This window comes from Burkholderia sp. JPY481 (genome assembly GCF_038900515.1).
Taxonomy (GTDB): Bacteria; Pseudomonadota; Gammaproteobacteria; order Burkholderiales; family Burkholderiaceae; genus Paraburkholderia; species Paraburkholderia youngii.
On sequence record NZ_JAYMRT010000002.1, the window covers coordinates 271,367 to 290,440 of the forward strand.

Consider the following 19,074-nt stretch of genomic DNA (forward strand, 5'->3'; position numbering starts at 1 on the left):
CAGCGCTGCCGGTTTAACGTAGGGCGGAATACAGGAGTTGACGCTGCGCTGGTGACAAAACGTAAGTAGTGCGTCAGCGCGGATACATGTTGCGGCTCAGAAAGTGAATCCACGGAAAGTCGCCACGCTCAATGAAGACGCGACCGGGGATTTGCCGAGCAATTGCGCTAAAGCTTCCGGCGAGACCGCTCGGCTAAACAGGAAACCCTGGGCCACCGTGCATCCGTGGCGGACCAGAAACTCGCGCTGGACCTCGAGCTCGACCCCTTCAGCGATCACATCGAAGCTCAGCGTTTCAGCAATCGCGATGATCGCAAGCGATAGCGCTTCGAGCTCCTTGTCTCTGCCGATCTCGCAAACGAAGGCGCGATCGATCTTGATGCGATCGACGCTAAAGCGTTTCAGATAGCTGAGGCTCGAATAGCCGGTGCCGAAGTCGTCGATGGCGATGGACACACCGAGTTCGCGCAGCTCGCGAAAAGCCCGCTGCGCTTCTTCGGCGTTGCGCATCAGCGTGCCCTCGGTGACTTCGAGTTCCAGCAGTTCGGCGGGCCAGTTGGCCTCCTCGAGTGCCGAGCGCACTACGCCGGGAAGGTCCGCCCGTTCGAGTTGAAGTGGCGAAACATTGACCGAGATGCGCACGGGCGGAAGCCCCGAGCGTACCCACGCGCTCGCCTGCAGGCACGCCTGCCGCAATACCCATCTGCCGATGCTCTGAATCAGACCGGTTTCTTCGGCAAGCGGAATGAAGACGGCCGGCGACACCTCACCGAGTTCGTCATCGTGCCAGCGCAACAGCGCCTCGGCACCGACGATGCATCCGGTTTTCATATCGATCTGCGGCTGATACGCGAGATACAACTCATTGGCTTTCGCCGCGCGCCGCAGTCGCGTCGTGAGCCGCAACTTCTCGGCGGCCGCCCGGCTCAGCTCCGGTTCGTAGAATTGATAGCCGTTTCGCCCGCGCGATTTCGCCACGTACAACGCGGCATCGGCATTGCGCGTGAGCAGTTCAGGCTGCGCGCCGTCTTGTGGAAACGTACTGACGCCGATGCTTGCTTCGAGATAAAGCTCGTGCTCGCCGATGCTATACGGCTCGCTCATCTCGTGAATCAGCGTCTCCAGCATTTCGGTGAGTTGCGTCGCGTCGGCCCGTTCCGCGACGATGACGAATTCATCGCCCCCGTAGCGCGCGACGAAATCCGTCGCGCGCAGCAGGCGCTGAAGCCTTCGCGCCACGGCTTGCAGCAGCAAATCGCCAACGCGGTGTCCGAGCGAATCGTTGACGTCCTTGAAACGGTCGAGATCGAGAAAAAGGACGGAAACGTTCTGGCCAGTCGCTTGCGCGCGCACCAGCGACTCCGAAAGGTGTTCGCCGAGCAGCACCCGGTTCGGCAGCTCGGTCAGGGCATCGTATCTGGCTTGATGTTCGAGGCTTTTGAGCGAGCGGCGCAGATGCGCTCCGATGCGGCCGTTCCAGTGAATCAGCGAAAGCAGCAGCAAGGCCGAAGCGACGCCGCAGCCCAACAGCACGCGCGTAAACCACTTCCCGTCGAGCGAGGATTTGCTGACGACTGAAGCGACCTTGGCATCGGCCGCGAGTCGTACGTCGACTACCCGTTCGAGGACGCTATAGAAATACGCGTCGATTTCCTCGAGTCTGGGGTCGCCCACTGCCACGCTGCCGGGATGCTCCGCGATCGTGCGCGCGAGACCGAAGCTCAGCTCGCTGAGTCTGCCGATCATGTCGTCCAGGTCCGATAGCCGCGATACGCATTCCTGATTCTCGCTGCAGCTCTCGCGCGCGTCGCGCGTCAACGCGAGCAGTTCCAGCATCGGAAAGGTATAGGCCGCGCGGTTGTAGAGCGGCACCGTGGCTATCGAGGTGTAGAGCGTCGCATGCTCATCGAGCATGGCATGCTGAACCTGGTCGAGGTCGTGGCGCAGCCGCCCGGAAGCCTGGATCGTCCGAAGCGAACTGTCCTGCTCGCTGCTCTGGCGGATTGCGAGGAAGGTACTCGTCGCAATGACAGCGAGGATGGCAAGCACGGCGATGACAGTACCGGCTTTGCGCGTTGCTTCCTGTCCCAAGGCGCTTCCTTTGCGTCAACCCAGCGCGGGCGAAAACCGGCCCGCCCGGATAGTGAATGTTCAGGTGGCTGCATGACTTGCCTTAGGGCGCTGGGGATCTACCCCGGTAATGGCGCGCTATGGCTCTGCTTATCCGCCTATTGATCAGCAAATTCCACGCGGTTGCGTCCGCTTCGCTTGGCGCGGTACAGAGCCGCATCCGCGAGACCGTATGCGGTGTCGAAACAGGTTCCGACTGCGTTGATGCTGACGCCAAAGCTGGCCGTGATGCGGCGCTCGACCGGTGGAACGACCAGCGAGTCACCGATGGCTTCCCGCATGCGCTCGGCAAGAATGGCGCCACTGGCCGGTTCATGACCGGGCAGCAGCACGGTGAACTCCTCACCGCCCACTCGCCCGATGAAGCCTTGTTCCCCGACGATTCCGCGCAGACAGTCTACGACCCCCGAAATGACCGCGTCTCCAGTGGGGTGGCCGTAGTCGTCGTTGATCCGCTTGAATTCGTCGATGTCGAGGATGATCATCACCGCGCTGCTGGTGCGCAAAACCTTGGTGGTCCGCTCGATTACGGCGCTGCGGTTCAGTACGCCCGTCAACGCGTCGTGCGAGGCGCGATACGCCAACTGCTGGGCCAGCACCTGCATCTCGCGTTCGGCCCGGTCGCTGCGGCCGATCAGGCGCCGTGTTTCGCGCATCAGGCGCTGGAAGTGCTCGATCAGTTCGCCCAGCGACTGGCGATATTCCGCGGCATCCGCATCGATGATCGAATGCATTGCGCGGGCCTTTGCCAGCGCCGTGCTCTCGTTCTGGAACAGATCGGGTGCGCCGCCCGAGGACACGTCACGGGAAGAGGTCGAACGCACCTTATTTTCCCTGCTGCGCGATGGGACGATCGGTGAACTCGATCGAGCGGAAATCGGCCTTCAGTTCTTCGCCGAATTCGGCGATGGTCTCGTCTTCCTCGTCGCGATACCAGTTCATCGACACGCGGCTTCCCGATTCCGCCGCCTGATCGAGCGCGTCGAAGATGCTGAACAGCATCTTGGTGCTCGAGCTGTTGAAGTACGTTAGCGCGACGTCGATGGTGATTTCGGCCCCGGTGTTCGCGGCGAGGTACTTACGCATCTGCTCGATGATCGGCGCGTAAAAAGCGGCTGCGTTTTCCGGGTAGGACTCACCCTTGATCGACAACGCGTGTTGGTCGAAGCGAAAGTCGACTTCGGGCGACGTCGTCGTCGCGGGGATGTGTAGGTTTTCCATTGTTCTTGTGCCTTCCTGCTCAGATGATGGCCATGAGGCAAAACAGCGTGGTGCCGGGTTCGTCGGCACGCGGATGAAAAGCGAATTCGAGGGGCGCGCTCGCGTCGCGCGCCATCGTCAGGAAGCCGAGGCCGGCGCCCTTGCTGTCCTTCGGAGCGTCGGCACGCAATGTCACCCTGTACGCCTGCTTGATTTCTTCGAGCGACATGTTGCGCAGAGGCTCCAACCGGTTGCGCAGGCCCTCGACCTCGGCGGTCGCGATGGGATTGACGCACAGCATCACATGATGCTCGCCGTGCCTGGAGATGCACACCGCGCCCTCGCGTATCGCGCCTGCCCGTTCGCCGCCGGGCTCCAGCGCGTTCGACGAGTAATGAACGATGTTCTGTGCCAGCTCGATAAAAGACGAGAAAAGTTTGCGGCGGGTAGGACCGCTGACGCCGGCGACTTCGAGTTGCAGTTTCACGACTTCGCCCATCGACGCGACGATGTTATGGGAGAAGTAGCCCTTGTGATAGAAGAGCACGTTGCGCCGCTGCGCGAGTTCGAAAAAAGCGCTGTCTTGTTCTAGTAGTTGAGACATTCTGGGAATTCACTAAATGCGGGCACAGAAAAGCGTGACGTCGTCACGGCGCGGTTGATTGCCTTGCCACTCCGCGAGCGCGAGCCGGACGCGCTCGCAAATCGTCGCTGGGGTTTCGGCGCGGTTCTCGAGGATCAGGTCGAGCGCACGGCGCCGGCCGAAAGAAATGTTGCGCGGGCCGCCGATCTGATCGGCGAGGCCGTCGGTATAGACGAACAGCAGGCTACCCGCCGTCACCGGAACCGAGCGCAAGCTCCACGCATAGTCGGCGCGACTGTCCACGTAGCCGACACCCATGCGGTCGGCGCTGATCGTTTCGAACGCCCCGGCATCGGGTGACAGGATGTGCAGCGCGATCCTCGCGCCAGCAAAATGCAGCACGCTCTCGGTGGCATCGAACCAGAAGAGTGCCGTGTCCAGGCCGTCGTTGGATTGGGTTCCTTCGTCGGCACCGTTCACTTGCCCCAGCAAGGCCTTGACGTTGCGATTGACGGCAGCCAGCAGCGCGGCGGGGTCGCGCGGACCGATCTGTTCGAGCGCCTTCGACAATGACGCCGAAGCAAGCAAGGTCATGAAGGCGCCGGGCACGCCATGTCCGGTGCAATCGGCAACGGCGCCGAACCAGCCGTTCGGAAAGGCCGCGAAATGATAGAAGTCGCCGCCGACCACGTCGCGAGGTTCCCAGACCATCGCCGCGTCGCGCAGCTTCATCGACAGCGTCTCGCTGGAAGCGCGCAACATGGCGCGCTGGATCACGCTGGCGTACTCGATACTCTGCATGATCTGGCGGTTCTTCTCCGCCTGCATTTCAGCGACCGCGCTGATCAGCTGCAAACCGCTGCCGAGACCTGAGAAGAGTCCGTCGCGCGTCACGATGAAACCATCGACCAGTGCTTTTTCTCCGGCCTCGACGGTCCTGAACGTCAGTGCCTCGATGCTCACGCCGGCATCGACGATGAGCGGGTCCTTGTCCATGAACGCGATGCAACTCTTCTTGTCGTAAAGCTCGCGATGGAACGGCTTGCTCATCTGCGACATGAAGATATCGCGATTGATCAGGCCGATGGGACGCTGGTGATTGATGACAGCGAGACTCTGCATGTCGCGGCGCGCCGAGAAGATCTCCATGACCACGGAGTTGGGATCTTCAACGTCTACGGATGGAACTTCCTGGCACAAGTCTCCGGCTGTGCGCGGATTCCCCTGTGCGGAAGAACGGCGAAACCTCGAGAACGCTGGATGCATGGCGACGCCAGTCGATGTATGAAGAAACCTCGCACGCTAAGGTTTCTCTATGTACTTTATGTGACAGAGCGGAGGTGCTCCGCCCGATTGGCGCGAGATTGGAAAACGCGTGGTCACGCAAAGGTTTGCGTGACCGACATCAGTAAAACTTGCGAGTTGCGAGGTTGCGCAAATGCAACGTCGACGGTCCAGTTATTCAAACGGATTCTGCACGACACCCGGCTTGGCATCCGGCTCGTCCTGCACCTTCGCCGGCAGATCTTTCTGCGCCTGCAGACTCGCGACGATCGCATCGAGCGCTTCCTTCAGCGCGAGCGCCGCCTTCAATCCGCGTTGATCGCGCGTCAATTCGAGCGTGCCGTTCAGCACGACACGCGTCGTGCCGTTGCTGAGCGTGAGCGCATCGCCCTGAATGTTGAGCACATCGTCATCGTTCGAGTAGGGCTTAAACACCTTTTAGTCCTCCTGGCCGCTGGTCCTTCAGGTTATCCGGAATGCCCGGAAAGCGGATGCCCGACATCGCTTCGAGTTCGTGAATCGTGCGCATGTCGTAGCGGTTGGTCGCTACATTATCAACCACGACTGCGAATGCCAGTTGACGCGACGGCACATAGACGACCTTGTACAACTGGGTCGGCACGAACACGCGGGTCGGTCCGATCGTCTGCAATTGCTGACCGGTGAATAGCGGTCCGGTGACGACGTACGTGTCGTCGTAGGCGAGTGCGATCTTACGCACCGCGGTTTCGATGCGCGCCCACAATCGTTGGTTGTTCTGACGGTCTTGCGGCACGATGTTCGCGAGCGAGAACGATTGCGCCATCGCCTCATTGTTCCAGCGATTGCCCGCCGGACTCATATGACCGCGATCGAAGCCGCTGCGTTTGTAGTCGGCGAGAGTCGCGCCTTCGCCTTCGGGCAGACGCGCGTCTTCGAAGAATTTGTTGGTACGCACCATGTCCTTCGCTTCTTCGATGTGCTCGCGTGTCAGATGTTCGGCCGACCACAGCGGACCGTGCGTGATACCCGAATGCAGTACCGCGAAATCGCTATAACAAAGCATGCGCGTTTTGGGCGCCATCTTCTGGTTGGTGAGGACGGGCCATTGCGCATTCGGCGTGAAACTGGTGCAGGGGGGCGCCGCGCCCGCATGAGCGGCGACGGCGAGGAACAGACAGGCAAGCCACTTCTTCATGTGTCGGTGGTTCGATGAAAGGGGACGCAAGTATAGCGTCGCGGCCCGCATCGAGCGACCGCACCATGCGAATCAAAGAAAGGGGATGGGAAACAGAAGAGGCGGCGTGCGCCGCACAAAAAAGTGGGCCGCTTTGCAGCGACCCGAATGCGTGGACTTCCGACTCTACTCACGCAAGCTTAAGAAGGTCTTAAGGCTCGCGATATGGCGGTACGTTATGTTCGTTTGCGCACGAACAGATTTACGAGTTCGAGCAGTGCTCGCGCAACGAGCCGGAAGTTTCGACCGGAAAAGAGAAGCGCGGCGAAGCGCGCCAGAGATTAATTACCGAACACGCTGTTTTCAGCGCGAGTTTTTTGACGATCCACCGCCTGCAAACGCCAGAAGCCGCTAGTCGCCTTGCGGGTTCGCAGCGCGGTCCATGCTGCAGCGCCCTGTGCGGCGCTCACTCGTTCCTTGCGATCGACGTGCAGACCGCGCAACGTACAGAGCGGCGCGTCGGCGCTCGGTGCGCACAGCGTGGTCACGCCGTTCTCGTCGCGCAGCTCACCCCAAGGGGGCAAGTCGATCCCTTGATGCGCTTCTCTCGACCACCGATGTTCATCGGTATCGAGCCAGAGCACAGCGTAATCATGGCTTACGGTGGGATCGGAACCGTTGATCAGGATGGTCAGTCGCATAGCAGTTCCGTTCATAAATTGCGAAGGGCTTTACCAGTCTAGGCGGCGCGGCGCTTTATGCAAGACAAAGGCATGATTTGCGAATGGAAAAATAATTCTTCAAACCGTGGGGGAGGAACGATGCATGCTCACCGCGGCGCGGCGGACGCGATATGCATGCTGTAACGACCACATGCACATCGCGAGCCGCGGCAAATCAACGCAGCCGACAGGCGTTCAAGCGAGATCGAGCGAAGCGGTCAGATCGCCGAGCGGCGCGAGTCCGTTGCTGGCGAATGCCTTGTCGCGCGCGACCACGCCATCGAGCGGAGCGAGTCCATGCACACGACTAATGAAACGCAGGATTGAGTTCGTGTCGTACACCGTGTGATCGACGTAACCCTTCTTCGCGAGCGGCGAGATCACCAGCGCGGGGACGCGCGAACCCGGCCCCCAGCGATCGCCGACCGGTGGCGCGACGTGGTCCCACCAACCGCCGTTCTCGTCGACGGTGACGATCACGACCGTGTTCTGCCATTGCGGGCCGCGCTGAATATGCTCGATCAGCGTCGCGATGTGACGGTCGCCCGAGGCGACGTCGGCATAGCCCGCGTGCATGTTCAGGTCGCCCTGCGGTTTGTAGAACGTGACGGTCGGCAAACGTCCCGCGTCGATTTCGGCGATCAGGCGATTGGTCGACGCGTCGTTGCCCATCCCGCCGTCGCGCAGATAGCGGCGGCGCGCGGCCGTGCCCGGCGCGTAATTGGCGAAGTAGTTAAACGGCTGATGGTGATACTGAAAGTCGGGCATCGATCCCGTATCGCGATGATCGAGCGCGAATTGCCATGCGCCGCTGTACCATGCCCAGTCGATGCCCTTGGCGGTCAGCCGGTCGCCGATCGTTGCGTAGTTCTGCGGCGGCATAACGCGCGGGTCGGACGGATCAGCCAAGGCCGGGTCGCCGCCTTCGGCCGGACGCACGCTGCTCGGCTGATACGGCGGCGCCATCGTGTTGACTGCATAGCCGTCGGCGGTGAAAGCGCCGTCGTTGACGAACTTCGGCGGACCGTCGAGCGCCGACGCGGGTGAATTGGGCGCGAGCTTCAAACGGGTGCCGGTCGGATCGTCGCCTTCCACGACCGACACCATCTTCCTGGCCGGGCTGTTGTGGATGTCCGGGTAGTACGGCGCTTGCGCCGAGATCAGGAAGATGTGGTTCAGCCACGAGCCGCCGAAAGCGGCCATGAAGAAGTTGTCGCACAGCGTGTACTGCTGCGCCAGATTCCAGAGACGCAGTGAGTCGGCGGAATTGCGGTAGTGCCCCATCACGAGGCCGCCCGAATCGCCCCACGCGGCGAACTGGTTGTTGCGCCCCGCGTTGATCTGCATCTGATTCTGATAGAAGCGATGGATCAGATCGCGGGTGATCACGCCGGTCGGCAACGGTGCGCCGTGAGCATCGACGATCTGGAACGGCCGGTTGCGCAGATGATCGAGATCTTTTTCGCCGATCATGTAGCGCTTGCCGTCCACTTCCTGCGCCTGCGGCACGAGCCCGCCCCAAATCGCAGGCAGCCGCGGCAGCGGCGTCTTGCCATCGCGGTCGAGCTGGACGTACTGCTCGGCGGTGACCGCGTCGAGCGGATGCTGGACACCCGGGTAGTTGCCGTACAGGTTCGCGAAGCTGCGGTTCTCCGCGTAAATCACCACGATGTTCTTCACCTGATCGTGCAGCGCAGCGTCGAGCCGCAAGTCGGCGGCGCTGCGCGGCGGGCCGTTGCCCGCGAGTTCCTCGCCCGTTTTGCAGCCGGGCAGCGCGAGGCCGAGCCCGACTGCCGCGAGACCGGTCAGGACGCGCCGGCGTTCGGGATCGTCGGGGGCGTCGTTGGTGTTGTCGATTGAATCGGGGTTGTCCAGTTTCGGCGGCAGGTGAGGATCGTGGTCGGTCATCGGTGAGTTCCGAAGGAGACGTGACGGTCGCTTCGGCGCCGCTGCAGGCGGCGCGCGCGACACCGGTTATGGAACCGCCGAGGCCGGCAGGCCTCGCGGCTTTACGGCAGCCGACGCTTCACGCGCCAGCTGTGATGCGTGGCATCGACAGCCAATAGTAGCCAGTGCCGTGCGTCGATCGGATGACGCTTTTGCGTCGCGTAACGGTCGACGGTCAATTCGAGTTCGTCATGCGCGCGCCGATGACAAATGGCGTGCGCCCCGGAGCCATCCGCGAACTCGACGCGCGCCTCGGCGAGGTTCGGCGCGCCGGCCGGTTCGGGAAGATCGGCGATGCGCACCGCGCAGCCCGGATAAAGATGCGAGTCGGCAACCTGAATCTGGATCGCGTTGGGCATGGCGTGGCCTCCTACGCTTGGGCGGCGCGAGCGCGCGGCTGGGACACACCGCGCCGCTAGGACCGGATCAAAGCATAGCACCGCGTGGCCGAATTGCCGCATGCTTCGCGCTATAGGCGGGACGCAAGCCGATGGGACTGGATGAAGCGCTGTGCGTTAGAGCGTCTTGCGATAAACCACGAAGCCGGATTTGTCCGCGACCTTGTCATAGAGCTGCATCGCGGTGTGATTCGTCTCGTGCGTCTGCCAGTAGACGCGTTGCGCGCCGTCGGCTTTTGCCCGCTCATAGACGGCCTCGATCAGCGCACGGCCGACACCCTTGCCGCGCTCGCTATCGAGCGTGTATAGGTCCTGCAGATAGCAGATCGGTCCCGCCATCGTCGTATGACGGTGATACAGAAAATGCACGATGCCCTGCAATTGGCCGGCGCGTTCGGCGACGAACGCATGCATCGGCTCGTAGCCATCGAAAAAGCGATTCCACGTGATCTGCGTGATCTCGCGCGGCAACGCGGTCTCGCCCGAGCGGCCATACAACGCGTTGTAGGCGTTCCACAGCGGCAGCCATGCATCGAAATCGTCACGGGTGACGGCGCGAATCTGCAGCGGGGCGGACATGTGGGCGGCTCCTTTGGAAAGCTATGGAACCGCCAGCATAGAAAATTTGCGACGTGATTGTTAGCTCCACCATGATCGCCAAATCTGGAGCCACGACGCGTGCGGCAGTGCGGTGAACCGATGCATCACCGCCTACAGCGTGTCAGTGCTTGCGAGAATGCTTCTGGCGAAGCTCGTTGCGGACCTTCTTCGCGGCGAACAGCGGAACGTAGTCGAACACGCGCGCCTCGCTCCGGAATTCGGCGAGCGTATCGGCGTACATGCGGGACACCGTTTCGGTCGGCGTGTCGGTTTCTTCGGCGATGCTGCGGACTACTTCGTCGACATTCGGCTCAGGCTGCGACATGGGCGCTCTCCGGGTAGTGCGCGGCAGACTGGATGGACGGTACGCGCACGGCAGGAGTCCATTACAGGATGCGATTCGCGAGCACGCCAATTAAATCGGCCTATCGTTCGACCGGTTTCACAGAGATTTTCTTCTTGCGCTGCGGCAAGCGACCCTGCGGTGAGGGCGCGCGAAAAATCAACCGGTTCGGCGGTGGTGAATACCCGGGAAACGCGCAGGGATAAGCGAACAGCGTTTTTACTTCTCCATCTTCTGCGCCACATGCGCGATCCGGTCGCGCACGACGCCGATCGCCTGCTTCAGCGCGTAAACGTCCTGAAAGTAGCGGTACGGAATCCGGATCTGGCTAGCGTTCGCGTCGATGTTTTCAATCTCGTCCCTCCATTGCGCGATCTGGGCGCGAGTCGGCTCGGCGTTCTTCCACACTTCGTCCTCCAGCGCCTTGATCGCGCGGTACCACACGAACAGGCGTTTCTTCATACGCGCTTCGAGCATGCGCGGCAGCGCCTGCGCGAGGCCGATCAGCAGCGCGAGGAACGGCACCAGAATCAGCAGCCGCCGTTCGATCAGACTCGCGAGCCAGAACGGCAGGTAGCGATACAGAAACGGCCGGCCCGATTTGAAGTAGCGCACGCTTTCGTCGGAGATCGGGAATTCTTCGGTGTTCAGATTCGGGAACGTGCCGAGGGGCGTGAAGTAGTCCTCGCCGCCGTGCACCGTGCGCGCCGCGTCGAGCAGCAGATAGACGAGCGCCGGATGCAGCGCGTCCTTCGACACCAGCAGCGCCGTCGCCGCGAGCAGCGTGACGTCGCTGCGCGGCAGATCGTCGGCGACGCTCGTCGAGGCGCGCGGTAATACGATCTTCGAAAGCGACGGGAATTTTTGCGCCAGTGCATCGGCCTGCGCGAAGCTCATCAGCTTCAGGTTGCTGGTCAGCAGCGTGTGCTGCATGTCGGCGTCGGGCCGGCCGATGAAGAACGCCGCGTCGATCTGACCGCTTTCCAGCCCTTCGTATGCGGCGTTCGCGTCCATCTGCAGCAGCGTCGAGTTCTGACTCGTGACGCCGCTGTAGCCGAGCAGCACCTGCGAGACGTTGAGCAGCCCGCTGCCCGGCACGCCGATCGAAATGCGCTTGCCGCGCAGTTGCGACAGCCGGTCGATCGTCGCGTCGCCGCGATAGAACACCCAGATCGGCTCGTACGACACGGCGGCGATGGTTTGCAGATTGTCCGTGTCTTTCGGACTGGTCGTGCCCGACTGGATGAAGCCGACCTGATAGGCGCTGTCCGGGTCCGCGAGGCGCTGGTAGTTTTCGACCGAACCCGACGAACTGCGGATGTCGAGCTTGATGCCTTCACGCTTGAGCAGCGGCGCGTAGCGATCGGCAAAGCCGCGGTAAATGCCGCCGTCCGCGCCGGAGGTGATGACGATCGTGCGCTGGAACGCGGGCTCGAGAATCAACGCGAGCATCCAGCCGAGCGCGGCGACGAGCACGATCGAGCCGATGATCAGAAGACGCCGGCGCCGCCGTGTCGTCGGGGTTCTCGGGCTGCGGTACGGCGCAGGGTCTGGTCTCGGCATCGTTACCCGGCTTGGTCAGGTCCGGCCTTGGTGAGTCAAGGAGTGGGATCGGGGTTTGGTTCCTGAACTTTACGATATCGGGGAGTTTTATTCGATAGCCAGTGATGTGCAGTGAAAACAGGCGGGGTCTGTTTACAGACTGTGGCGACCGCGATATTCGCGCTACAGATTCCAGTCGTACAGGCCATTCCGGCGTACGAACACGCGCGTCGTTTGTTCAGTCAGAGGGAGTTGCGGTGTCGGAGGCTCAAGGTCGTCAGTATCAAGTGTTGAGTTAATGTGATGCAAACTTTGCCGTGTGCCAACGGCATCTAGGCAGCAACCGCAGCGACTGTGAGCCGGGTCGCCATTTTGCGGTTGCCCAGTCCATTTAACGAGAGGTGCAGTGAACCGCAAAGGGTTTGCTGGTGGCTTCACAGGTCCGAGCACCAACAGCATGAATCACAAGAGTGCTGTTAGTGCCGTGGTAGCGGCATACCAGATAGGGGTCGACGCCCGTTAAATCCCACTGGTCAGATGCTTTTCCCGGCTCAGGAATAAGGTCCGCCGCCTATTCTGGAGGACCATCGAACAGGGATGCGTTATCCAGAACATGATGTTGCCCTCCCGCAGAAAGAACGCTTGGGCATTCGAACCGGACCCGTGTTGGCGACGCACCCGCGGCGCTCGTTGCCACGAGGCAAACTGCCAGGAAGAGCGCCTTATTCGACAACATAATATCGGATTAACAGGCGTTCCATGGCCGCGACGGAAATGGATAGTACGCCGATGCGGAGGTTGTTTGGTATGTCCATTCCACTGGTCAATTACAGTGATTCCATCCAGTGTTTGCCCGAGATAAATTGCCGCGTGGCTGGTTCCGTTCGTGTAATTTCCATAGCGTCCATTGCTGTCGAATTTAGCTATTACGGTTCCTTTGGCGATGAGGACATTGCCTTGGACCCGGTCTCCCCTTTTCCATAAGGAAGACCGCGAAATACTCACAACAGCATGAACGCGTGTAACGCACTCGCCATTCCCGATCAGATGCGCTTGGTTGCTAGCGAGCAAGAAACAGCCTCCCGATCAATGTGTCGCGATGTGTCGAGTAGCTCGACCTCGAGTCACCCGCTCCGCAGCACTACACAACCATCCCCACCTCACCCCCCAACTCCCGCGCAATAAACTCGACAAACGCGCGAATCCGATTCGACATCTGATGCCGTGGTGAATACACCGCGAAGATATCCGCATTCGGCGTGTCGTGATCAGGCAGCAACTGAACCAGCGACCCCTCCGCCAGATACTGCCGGATGTCCCATTCCGCGCGCAGCAGAATGCCGTGTCCTTCGAGCGCCCATTTGACGGCGATCTCGCCGTCGTTGGTGGTCAGCGTTCCCTTGATGCGCACCGCCTCGGTCTTGCGCGCGGCGCCGCGCCCAGAAGTCAGCCGCCACACGCCATACGCTTCGTCGCCTTGCCGAATGCCGATGCAGTTGTGGCGCGTCAGATCGTGCGCCGTGAGCGGCGTACCGTGCGCCGCGAGATACGACGGCGCCGCGCACAGCAGACGCCGGTTCGGCGCAAGCCGGCGTGCGACCACGCGCGTATCGGGCGGCTCGCCGAAGCGGATGCAGACGTCGAAGCTGTCGTCGGTGAGCGGCGGGGGCGTGACCGACAACTGCAGTTGAACCGACACCTGCGGATACCGCGCGACGAAGCGCGAAATCGCCGGCCCGATATGGCTGCGCCCGAAGCCGAGCGTCGCGTTCACGCGCAGCAAACCCTTAGGTGTCTTCTTCGCCGAGCCGAGCAATTCGGCCAGCTCGTCGATCTCGTCGAGAATCCGCCGCGCGCGTTCGAGGTATAGCTCGCCTTCGGGCGTCAGCATCATGCGGCGCGTCGTGCGGTTCACGAGCGCAACGCCCGCGCGCTGCTCCATCTGCGTGAGGCGCTTGCTGACCGCGGCCGCGGTCAGCCCCAGCTCGCGCGCGGCCGCGCTGAGACTGCCGCTCGCGGCGAGCGTCGAGAAAAAGCTCAGATCCGCTGGCTGCACGGTGTCGCGCATCGTCTTTTCCACGCCTTCGCATTTGTGAATGCAAGTTAAAGATGCTTTGAGTTTAGCACCGGTTTTTACCCGTGCGAGCGCGCTAGAGTCCACTCACGCCATTCGCCAAGCACAGGACGCAGACATGAAGACCTATCGCATCGCAACCATTCCCGGCGACGGCATCGGCAAGGAGGTCGTGCCGGCCGGCGCACAGGTGCTCGAAGCGCTCGCGAAAACCACCCGCGCCTTCACGTTCGAGTTCGAGAACTTCGACTGGGGCGGCGACTACTATCGCCAGCACGGTGTGATGATGCCGGGCAACGGGCTCGACGCGATCCGTAACAAGGATGCGATCCTGTTCGGCTCGGCGGGCGACAAGGACATTCCCGACCACATCACGCTATGGGGTCTGCGTCTGAAGATCTGCCAGGGCTTCGATCAATACGCGAACGTGCGCCCGACGCGCATCCTGCCCGGCATCGACGCGCCGCTGAAGTACTGCAAGCCCGAGGACCTGAACTGGGTCATCGTTCGCGAAAACTCGGAGGGGGAATATTCGGGCGTCGGCGGCCGCGTGCATCAGGGCCATCCGATCGAAGCCGCGACCGACGTGTCGATCATGACGCGCGCCGGCGTCGAGCGCATCATGCGCTTCGCGTTTCGGCTCGCGCAGTCGCGTCCGCGCAAGCTGTTGACCGTGATCACGAAGAGCAACGCGCAGCGTCATGCGATGGTGATGTGGGACGAGATCGCGCTCGAAATCTCGAAGGAGTTTCCGGACGTCACGTGGGATAAGGAACTCGTCGATGCGGCGACCGCGCGCATGGTCAATCGCCCCGCCACGCTCGACACGATCGTCGCCACCAATCTGCACGCCGATATTCTCAGCGACCTCGCAGCCGCGCTCGCGGGCAGCCTCGGCATCGCGCCGACCGGCAACATCGATCCGGAGCGCCGCTATCCGTCGATGTTCGAGCCGATCCACGGCTCCGCGTTCGACATCATGGGCAAGGGGCTCGCGAATCCGGTCGGCACGTTCTGGTCGGTCGTGATGCTGCTCGAACACCTCGGCGAATTCGACGCGGCCACGCGCGTAATGCAGGCCGTCGAAGCGGTCACCGCGAACAAGTCGCTTCATACCCGCGACCTCGGCGGCACGGCTACGACCGCGCAGGTCACGGCGGCCGTATGCGCGTTCATCGAGCAGGCGGCGACGCCCGCGGCGAACGCGGCTTGAGCGGTGAATTCGCTTGAATTGACCAGTACCGAGCGGGAACCGCGCGCAACCCAGGCGCGCGGTCTACGCCCCGGCCACCACGTGGCCGGCACCCAACCTTGACTCGACTAGCTCGGCCCAACGTCGGCCGGCGCGAGGCTCGCGCGCGGTCCACTGCCGCGCGCAGAAGGAGGAGACAATGACTTCGGAACTCGAAAGCCGGGTGTCCCGCAAGCTGATGCTGCGGATCATCCCGTTCGTCATGCTGTTGTACTTCGTGAGCTTTCTCGATCGCGTGAATGTGGGCTTCGCCGCGTTGTCGATGAACAAGGCGATCGGTCTTTCGCCGACCGCGTTCGGACTCGGCGGCGGCCTCTTCTTTATCGGCTATTTTCTGTTCGAAGTGCCGTCGAACCTGATCCTGCACAAGGTCGGCGCGCGCCGCTGGATTGCTCGTGTGATGGTGTCGTGGGGGCTCGTGTCGCTCGCGTCGGCGTTCGTCGTCGGGCCGAACAGCTTCTACGCGCTGCGCTTCATTCTCGGCGTCGCCGAAGCGGGCTTCTTTCCCGGCATCATCCTGTATCTGAGCCTGTGGTTTCCGACCCGGCAGCGTGCGGTCGCGGCGGCGTGGTTCATGGCCGCCGCGCCGATTTCGACCGCGATCGGCTCGCCGATTTCCGGCGCGATCATGAAACTGCCGCCGATCGCCGGACTCGCCGACTGGCAGATGCTCTACATACTCGAAGCCTTGCCGGCGATCATCCTCGGCTTCTGCGTGCTCAAGTATCTGACCGACAAGCCCGCGCAAGCCGAATGGCTGCAGCCCGAAGAGCGCGACTGGCTGATCGCGAAACTGAAGCTCGAAGCCGACGCGCGACACGCGCAGGCAGGCCACACGGCCGGCGCGCTCAGCGCGTTGCGCGATCCGCGCGTGCTCGCGCTCGCGCTGATCTACTTCGGCACCTCGGCGGGACTGTATACGCTCGGCTTGTGGGCGCCGCTGATCATCCGCCAATATGGTTTCGGCACGTTCGAAACCGGGCTGCTTGCCGGTGTGCCGAGCGTGCTCGCGGTGATCGCGATGGTGCTATGGGCGAAGCACTCGGATCGTACCGACGAACGTACATGGCACGTCGTGATTCCGTGCGCGCTTGCGTGCGTAGGCTTCGTGTTCGCCGGCAATGCGAGCACGGCGTTGATGATCGTGCTTGCGCTCGTCGTCGTGAACGTCGGCATCAGCGCCGCGAAGGCGCCACTGTGGGCGATGCCGAGTATGTTCCTGTCGGGCGCCGGGGCGGCGGCGGGGATTGCGATGATCAACTCGATCGGCAACCTCGGCGGCTTCGTCGGGCCGTTTGCGATCGGTTGGCTCAAGAACGTGACGGGTGGCTATACGGCGGGGCTCTATGTGGTCGGCGCGACGTTGGCGGTGTCGGCGGTCGTGACGCTGATGCTGAGCCGCCAGACCAGGCATGCGCCGGTCGCGGTGGGCGAGCGGCAAGGGCACTGAGCGAAGCATCGACGAAGCGCGCGTGCCGCCGGTTGAAAAGCCGGCGGCACGCTTGAATCCATCCGGTCCATCGGTACCCGGTTACCGGAAGCCGTAGACCAGAACCTTCTTCCCTTCAAACGCCTCCTGCACCCCTTGCACGCAATCCATCGAACAGCTGAAGCCGTCTGGGGCCGACGCGGCTGACGGGATGCTCGCCCGATAGACGACGGATTCGACCTGGGTCCCGTCCGAAGTGACCACGATATTCAGATCGGTCTCGACGCCGGCAGGCACGGCTCCTCCCGCGATATAGACGATCGACATCGTGCCGGTGCAATCGGCATTCACCTTATAAGTGCCTTTCTGAAACGGATTGAAGGTGGTCTGCCCGCCTTTCGGCACGCCGTTGATGCTGCCGAAATCGGTGCGGGTGAATTTGCCGTTGCCGTCGAATGTCACGAGCGCGACGTCATCGAGGATCGACTGGGTCGCGAACGGATGCAGTACGTTGTTCGAATCCAGCAAGCCGAGGATGACTCCGTGACCGATGAACCCATAGGGTCCTCTTAGCGTTGCGTTCGAGCAAAGCCCACCACCGCCACGATTGTCACCACCGGCCTGCGCGGTGCCGCTCAGCGAGAGAAGTACAACGGCCATAGCTGACCAAATGCTCAAATGCCGGGTGTTCATCGTCATCTCCTTGTCAACGACGAATCGGACGCGCGAAATCCTGGCGTGCAAGGGCCTACGAGCGGCCTGGATCACAGGCGCCTGATTGAACAAAACGAAAATAGTCGATTAACAAATGGCCGCAGCAATGCGTGGTCGCTGTCGTTTGAAGGACCAGGTGTGGGCCAAAGTAGTGAGCTGCGAACGGCTTTCACCAAGCAGTCGTGATTCGCTCGGCGTCGGCGGATACGTGCGGAAGGGATGCACGAAAGTCCGCGCAATGGTGACTTCGTGGGTCGGCCACGCTCTAAAGTCGCATAGCGAAAACCAGTGTAATCCACGCTATTTGCGGCGACCTGATGAATATCGGACAAAAGGAAGGCACAATCAGATCGCTCGCTGCGAAACGCGGTGACGCCACGTGCCGTCTATGCTGAAGAACGTGATGACTTGCACCGTGATTCACGATATGCGGAGGTGAGATGGCAACGCACGATTCGTCGCAGGCGCTCGATCCCGCGGACTATATCGCTCACCATCTGCAGAACTTTTCGACGACGTCGTCGGCTTCGGGTGCGGCCTCGATGGAACACGGTGTGGGTGCTTTCATTTTGAGCCCTCATGCGCTGGTTTTCGCTGCGGTGCTGTTCGTCGTGCTGGTGTGCGTTGCGGCGCTGAGGGATAGAGGCGCAATGTTCAGCGTCGGGCGCGCGATCGGTTTCGGGCGTCGTCTGTATGTGTGGTGGTCGTGCGCCTGGCGTCAGGGGCTCGCGAGTACGCTGCTTTTCATCGTCGCGGTGGTGGCGTTTCACTTTCTGGTGCCGCGCACGGCGGTGCCGCTGATGCAATTTTCCGAGCACGTGATTCCGTCTGAAGTCGCGAAGAGTTCACCGGCATGGTCGACGGTGATTGCGGCGATGCCGGCGATCGTCGCGCTTGCGATCTACCTGCTGGTGAGTCTGCCGATCGCCGGATACATGGTGCGCAGCGGCCTGGCCGCGCATGCTTTCGCCGGCTCGGAGCGTTTCGGCTTCTGGCGCGCGGTGTCGCTCGGGCTCACCACGTATCTCTGGTCGGTGCCTGGAAGCGTCGCGATTGCCGATGTCGGAATTTCATTGCCCAGTCATGCCGCGGATGCGCTGCGCGCGATTCTTGTCGTGGCGTGGGGGATGTATATCGTTTTGCCGAGGCAGGTGAAAAGGGTAGAAAGGTTTGCGGCGGGGTGAATATCCTCGAAGCGATTCGATGGTGCATGCGCGACGGCCCGCTCGAAGCGGGCCGTCTTCCATTGCCGCCGCCCACATGGGCAGCGCTCGCCCCACCTCAATGATGCGCGTAGACCGTGGCGAGGCCGGCAACGTCCTGTTGCTGTGACAGAGCCGGGACCTTGACCGCGCCGGCTCCGGCCGCCGACGACCCGTTCGCCGCCCCGCCATATGCCGACGCCGCCGCGCCGTTCAGCGCGCTCACGCGCGCCTCGGCGGCCTGGATATCCTGCGGATAGGTGTTGTAATCCGCGGCCGGGTTGTAACCTGCCTTTTCGAGTTGGACCAGTTCCGCGCGAACCTGGGCACGCGTAAGCGGCGCGTTGGACTGCGCGAACGAAACGACGGGGACAGCGACAACAGCGGCAACGACCAGCGACTTGATGAGTTTCATGGTATCCACCTGAGAGCAATTGAGTTGGTTCAGACCACGGTTGCGTGGCACGAGCGTCCAGTCACGTCGACGTCCGCTTTGCT

The 19,074-nt window shown here is 62.1% G+C and carries 21 protein-coding genes; 3 read left to right on the forward strand and 18 right to left on the reverse strand.

Going from position 1 to position 19,074, the window contains the following annotated elements:
• Positions 1–96: 96 nt before the first annotated feature.
• The 16 genes from VSR82_RS06550 to VSR82_RS06625 form a co-directional block, all read right to left on the reverse strand.
• A complete protein-coding gene (locus tag VSR82_RS06550) occupies positions 97–2,091 on the reverse strand; it encodes a putative bifunctional diguanylate cyclase/phosphodiesterase (protein ID WP_498857529.1) in 1,995 nt (664 codons plus the stop codon).
• A gap of 137 nt (positions 2,092–2,228) precedes the next feature.
• Positions 2,229–2,954: a GGDEF domain-containing protein gene (locus VSR82_RS06555; RefSeq protein ID WP_368583429.1), complete on the reverse strand. Its 726-nt coding sequence runs from the start codon at positions 2,952–2,954 to the stop codon at positions 2,229–2,231.
• Position 2,955: 1 nt separating this feature from the next.
• Positions 2,956–3,351 carry a DUF1987 domain-containing protein gene (locus VSR82_RS06560; RefSeq protein WP_410848710.1) on the reverse strand — a complete coding sequence of 132 codons (396 nt, stop codon included), beginning with the start codon at positions 3,349–3,351 and terminating at the stop codon, positions 2,956–2,958.
• A 19-nt stretch (positions 3,352–3,370) separates the two neighbouring features.
• The gene (locus VSR82_RS06565) at positions 3,371–3,934 is read right to left on the reverse strand and encodes a SiaB family protein kinase (RefSeq protein ID WP_368583427.1); all 564 of its coding nucleotides are present in this window, start codon (positions 3,932–3,934) and stop codon (positions 3,371–3,373) included.
• A gap of 12 nt (positions 3,935–3,946) precedes the next feature.
• On the reverse strand, positions 3,947–5,062 hold the full coding sequence (locus VSR82_RS06570) for a SpoIIE family protein phosphatase (protein ID WP_410848708.1): 1,116 nt from the start codon (positions 5,060–5,062) through the stop codon (positions 3,947–3,949).
• A gap of 309 nt (positions 5,063–5,371) precedes the next feature.
• Positions 5,372–5,632 (reverse strand): hypothetical protein, encoded by a 261-nt coding sequence (locus VSR82_RS06575; protein ID WP_176107048.1) that lies wholly within the window; start codon positions 5,630–5,632, stop codon positions 5,372–5,374.
• A complete protein-coding gene (locus tag VSR82_RS06580) occupies positions 5,625–6,374 on the reverse strand; it encodes a DNA/RNA non-specific endonuclease (RefSeq protein ID WP_368583424.1) in 750 nt (249 codons plus the stop codon). Before VSR82_RS06580 ends, VSR82_RS06575 begins: the two co-directional genes overlap by 8 nt.
• Positions 6,375–6,694: 320 nt before the next feature.
• On the reverse strand, positions 6,695–7,054 hold the full coding sequence (locus tag VSR82_RS06585) for a DUF3564 domain-containing protein (protein WP_013092796.1): 360 nt from the start codon (positions 7,052–7,054) through the stop codon (positions 6,695–6,697).
• A 216-nt stretch (positions 7,055–7,270) separates the two neighbouring features.
• Positions 7,271–8,983, reverse strand: a complete 1,713-nt coding sequence (locus VSR82_RS06590; RefSeq protein ID WP_429456273.1) for an acid phosphatase — start codon at positions 8,981–8,983, stop codon at positions 7,271–7,273.
• A 101-nt stretch (positions 8,984–9,084) separates the two neighbouring features.
• Positions 9,085–9,381, reverse strand: a complete 297-nt coding sequence (locus VSR82_RS06595) for a hypothetical protein (RefSeq protein WP_368583422.1) — start codon at positions 9,379–9,381, stop codon at positions 9,085–9,087.
• A 156-nt stretch (positions 9,382–9,537) separates the two neighbouring features.
• Positions 9,538–9,999 carry a GNAT family N-acetyltransferase gene (locus VSR82_RS06600; RefSeq protein WP_498857530.1) on the reverse strand — a complete coding sequence of 154 codons (462 nt, stop codon included), beginning with the start codon at positions 9,997–9,999 and terminating at the stop codon, positions 9,538–9,540.
• Between the two features lie 142 nt (positions 10,000–10,141).
• Positions 10,142–10,345 (reverse strand): DUF3562 domain-containing protein, encoded by a 204-nt coding sequence (locus VSR82_RS06605; protein WP_368583420.1) that lies wholly within the window; start codon positions 10,343–10,345, stop codon positions 10,142–10,144.
• 237 nt (positions 10,346–10,582) lie between these two features.
• The gene (locus VSR82_RS06610) at positions 10,583–11,926 is read right to left on the reverse strand and encodes a TAXI family TRAP transporter solute-binding subunit (RefSeq protein ID WP_429456269.1); all 1,344 of its coding nucleotides are present in this window, start codon (positions 11,924–11,926) and stop codon (positions 10,583–10,585) included.
• 370 nt (positions 11,927–12,296) lie between these two features.
• A complete protein-coding gene (locus VSR82_RS06615; protein ID WP_429457742.1) occupies positions 12,297–12,464 on the reverse strand; it encodes an STY0301 family protein in 168 nt (55 codons plus the stop codon).
• On the reverse strand, positions 12,425–12,976 hold the full coding sequence (locus VSR82_RS06620) for a BPSL0067 family protein (RefSeq protein WP_429456267.1): 552 nt from the start codon (positions 12,974–12,976) through the stop codon (positions 12,425–12,427). Before VSR82_RS06620 ends, VSR82_RS06615 begins: the two co-directional genes overlap by 40 nt.
• A gap of 70 nt (positions 12,977–13,046) precedes the next feature.
• Complete coding sequence (locus tag VSR82_RS06625; protein WP_429456265.1) at positions 13,047–13,973, reverse strand: LysR substrate-binding domain-containing protein; 927 nt, start codon at positions 13,971–13,973, stop codon at positions 13,047–13,049.
• Between the two features lie 124 nt (positions 13,974–14,097).
• Here VSR82_RS06625 and VSR82_RS06630 point away from each other — a divergent pair, with 124 nt between their 5' ends.
• Positions 14,098–15,192, forward strand: a complete 1,095-nt coding sequence (locus VSR82_RS06630) for a tartrate dehydrogenase (RefSeq protein WP_368583417.1) — start codon at positions 14,098–14,100, stop codon at positions 15,190–15,192.
• A gap of 178 nt (positions 15,193–15,370) precedes the next feature.
• Complete coding sequence (locus tag VSR82_RS06635; protein WP_429456262.1) at positions 15,371–16,681, forward strand: MFS transporter; 1,311 nt, start codon at positions 15,371–15,373, stop codon at positions 16,679–16,681.
• A gap of 81 nt (positions 16,682–16,762) precedes the next feature.
• Here VSR82_RS06635 and VSR82_RS06640 read toward each other — a convergent pair whose 3' ends face one another.
• On the reverse strand, positions 16,763–17,353 hold the full coding sequence (locus tag VSR82_RS06640) for a hypothetical protein (protein WP_368583516.1): 591 nt from the start codon (positions 17,351–17,353) through the stop codon (positions 16,763–16,765).
• Between the two features lie 461 nt (positions 17,354–17,814).
• On the opposite strand from VSR82_RS06640, the gene VSR82_RS06645 reads away from it, so the two are divergent.
• A complete protein-coding gene (locus VSR82_RS06645; protein ID WP_429456260.1) occupies positions 17,815–18,558 on the forward strand; it encodes a hypothetical protein in 744 nt (247 codons plus the stop codon).
• 97 nt (positions 18,559–18,655) lie between these two features.
• Here the strand turns inward: VSR82_RS06645 and VSR82_RS06650 are convergent, their stop codons facing one another.
• Positions 18,656–18,991, reverse strand: a complete 336-nt coding sequence (locus tag VSR82_RS06650; RefSeq protein ID WP_368583414.1) for a DUF4148 domain-containing protein — start codon at positions 18,989–18,991, stop codon at positions 18,656–18,658.
• Between the last annotated feature and the right edge of the window lie 83 nt (positions 18,992–19,074).

Coding starts and splice junctions, on each gene's coding strand:
- VSR82_RS06580 (WP_368583424.1), bottom strand. CDS start 6,374: ATGAAGAAGTGGCTTGCCTGTCTGTTCCTCGCCGTCGCCGCTCATGCG.
- VSR82_RS06645 (WP_429456260.1), top strand. CDS start 17,815: ATGGCAACGCACGATTCGTCGCAGGCGCTCGATCCCGCGGACTATATC.
- VSR82_RS06585 (WP_013092796.1), bottom strand. CDS start 7,054: ATGCGACTGACCATCCTGATCAACGGTTCCGATCCCACCGTAAGCCAT.
- VSR82_RS06560 (WP_410848710.1), bottom strand. CDS start 3,351: ATGGAAAACCTACACATCCCCGCGACGACGACGTCGCCCGAAGTCGAC.
- VSR82_RS06600 (WP_498857530.1), bottom strand. CDS start 9,999: ATGTCCGCCCCGCTGCAGATTCGCGCCGTCACCCGTGACGATTTCGAT.
- VSR82_RS06650 (WP_368583414.1), bottom strand. CDS start 18,991: ATGAAACTCATCAAGTCGCTGGTCGTTGCCGCTGTTGTCGCTGTCCCC.
- VSR82_RS06610 (WP_429456269.1), bottom strand. CDS start 11,926: ATGCCGAGACCAGACCCTGCGCCGTACCGCAGCCCGAGAACCCCGACG.
- VSR82_RS06605 (WP_368583420.1), bottom strand. CDS start 10,345: ATGTCGCAGCCTGAGCCGAATGTCGACGAAGTAGTCCGCAGCATCGCC.
- VSR82_RS06625 (WP_429456265.1), bottom strand. CDS start 13,973: ATGCGCGACACCGTGCAGCCAGCGGATCTGAGCTTTTTCTCGACGCTC.
- VSR82_RS06590 (WP_429456273.1), bottom strand. CDS start 8,983: ATGACCGACCACGATCCTCACCTGCCGCCGAAACTGGACAACCCCGAT.
- VSR82_RS06635 (WP_429456262.1), top strand. CDS start 15,371: ATGACTTCGGAACTCGAAAGCCGGGTGTCCCGCAAGCTGATGCTGCGG.
- VSR82_RS06640 (WP_368583516.1), bottom strand. CDS start 17,353: ATGAACACCCGGCATTTGAGCATTTGGTCAGCTATGGCCGTTGTACTT.
- VSR82_RS06595 (WP_368583422.1), bottom strand. CDS start 9,381: ATGCCCAACGCGATCCAGATTCAGGTTGCCGACTCGCATCTTTATCCG.
- VSR82_RS06570 (WP_410848708.1), bottom strand. CDS start 5,062: ATGGAGATCTTCTCGGCGCGCCGCGACATGCAGAGTCTCGCTGTCATC.
- VSR82_RS06565 (WP_368583427.1), bottom strand. CDS start 3,934: ATGTCTCAACTACTAGAACAAGACAGCGCTTTTTTCGAACTCGCGCAG.
- VSR82_RS06630 (WP_368583417.1), top strand. CDS start 14,098: ATGAAGACCTATCGCATCGCAACCATTCCCGGCGACGGCATCGGCAAG.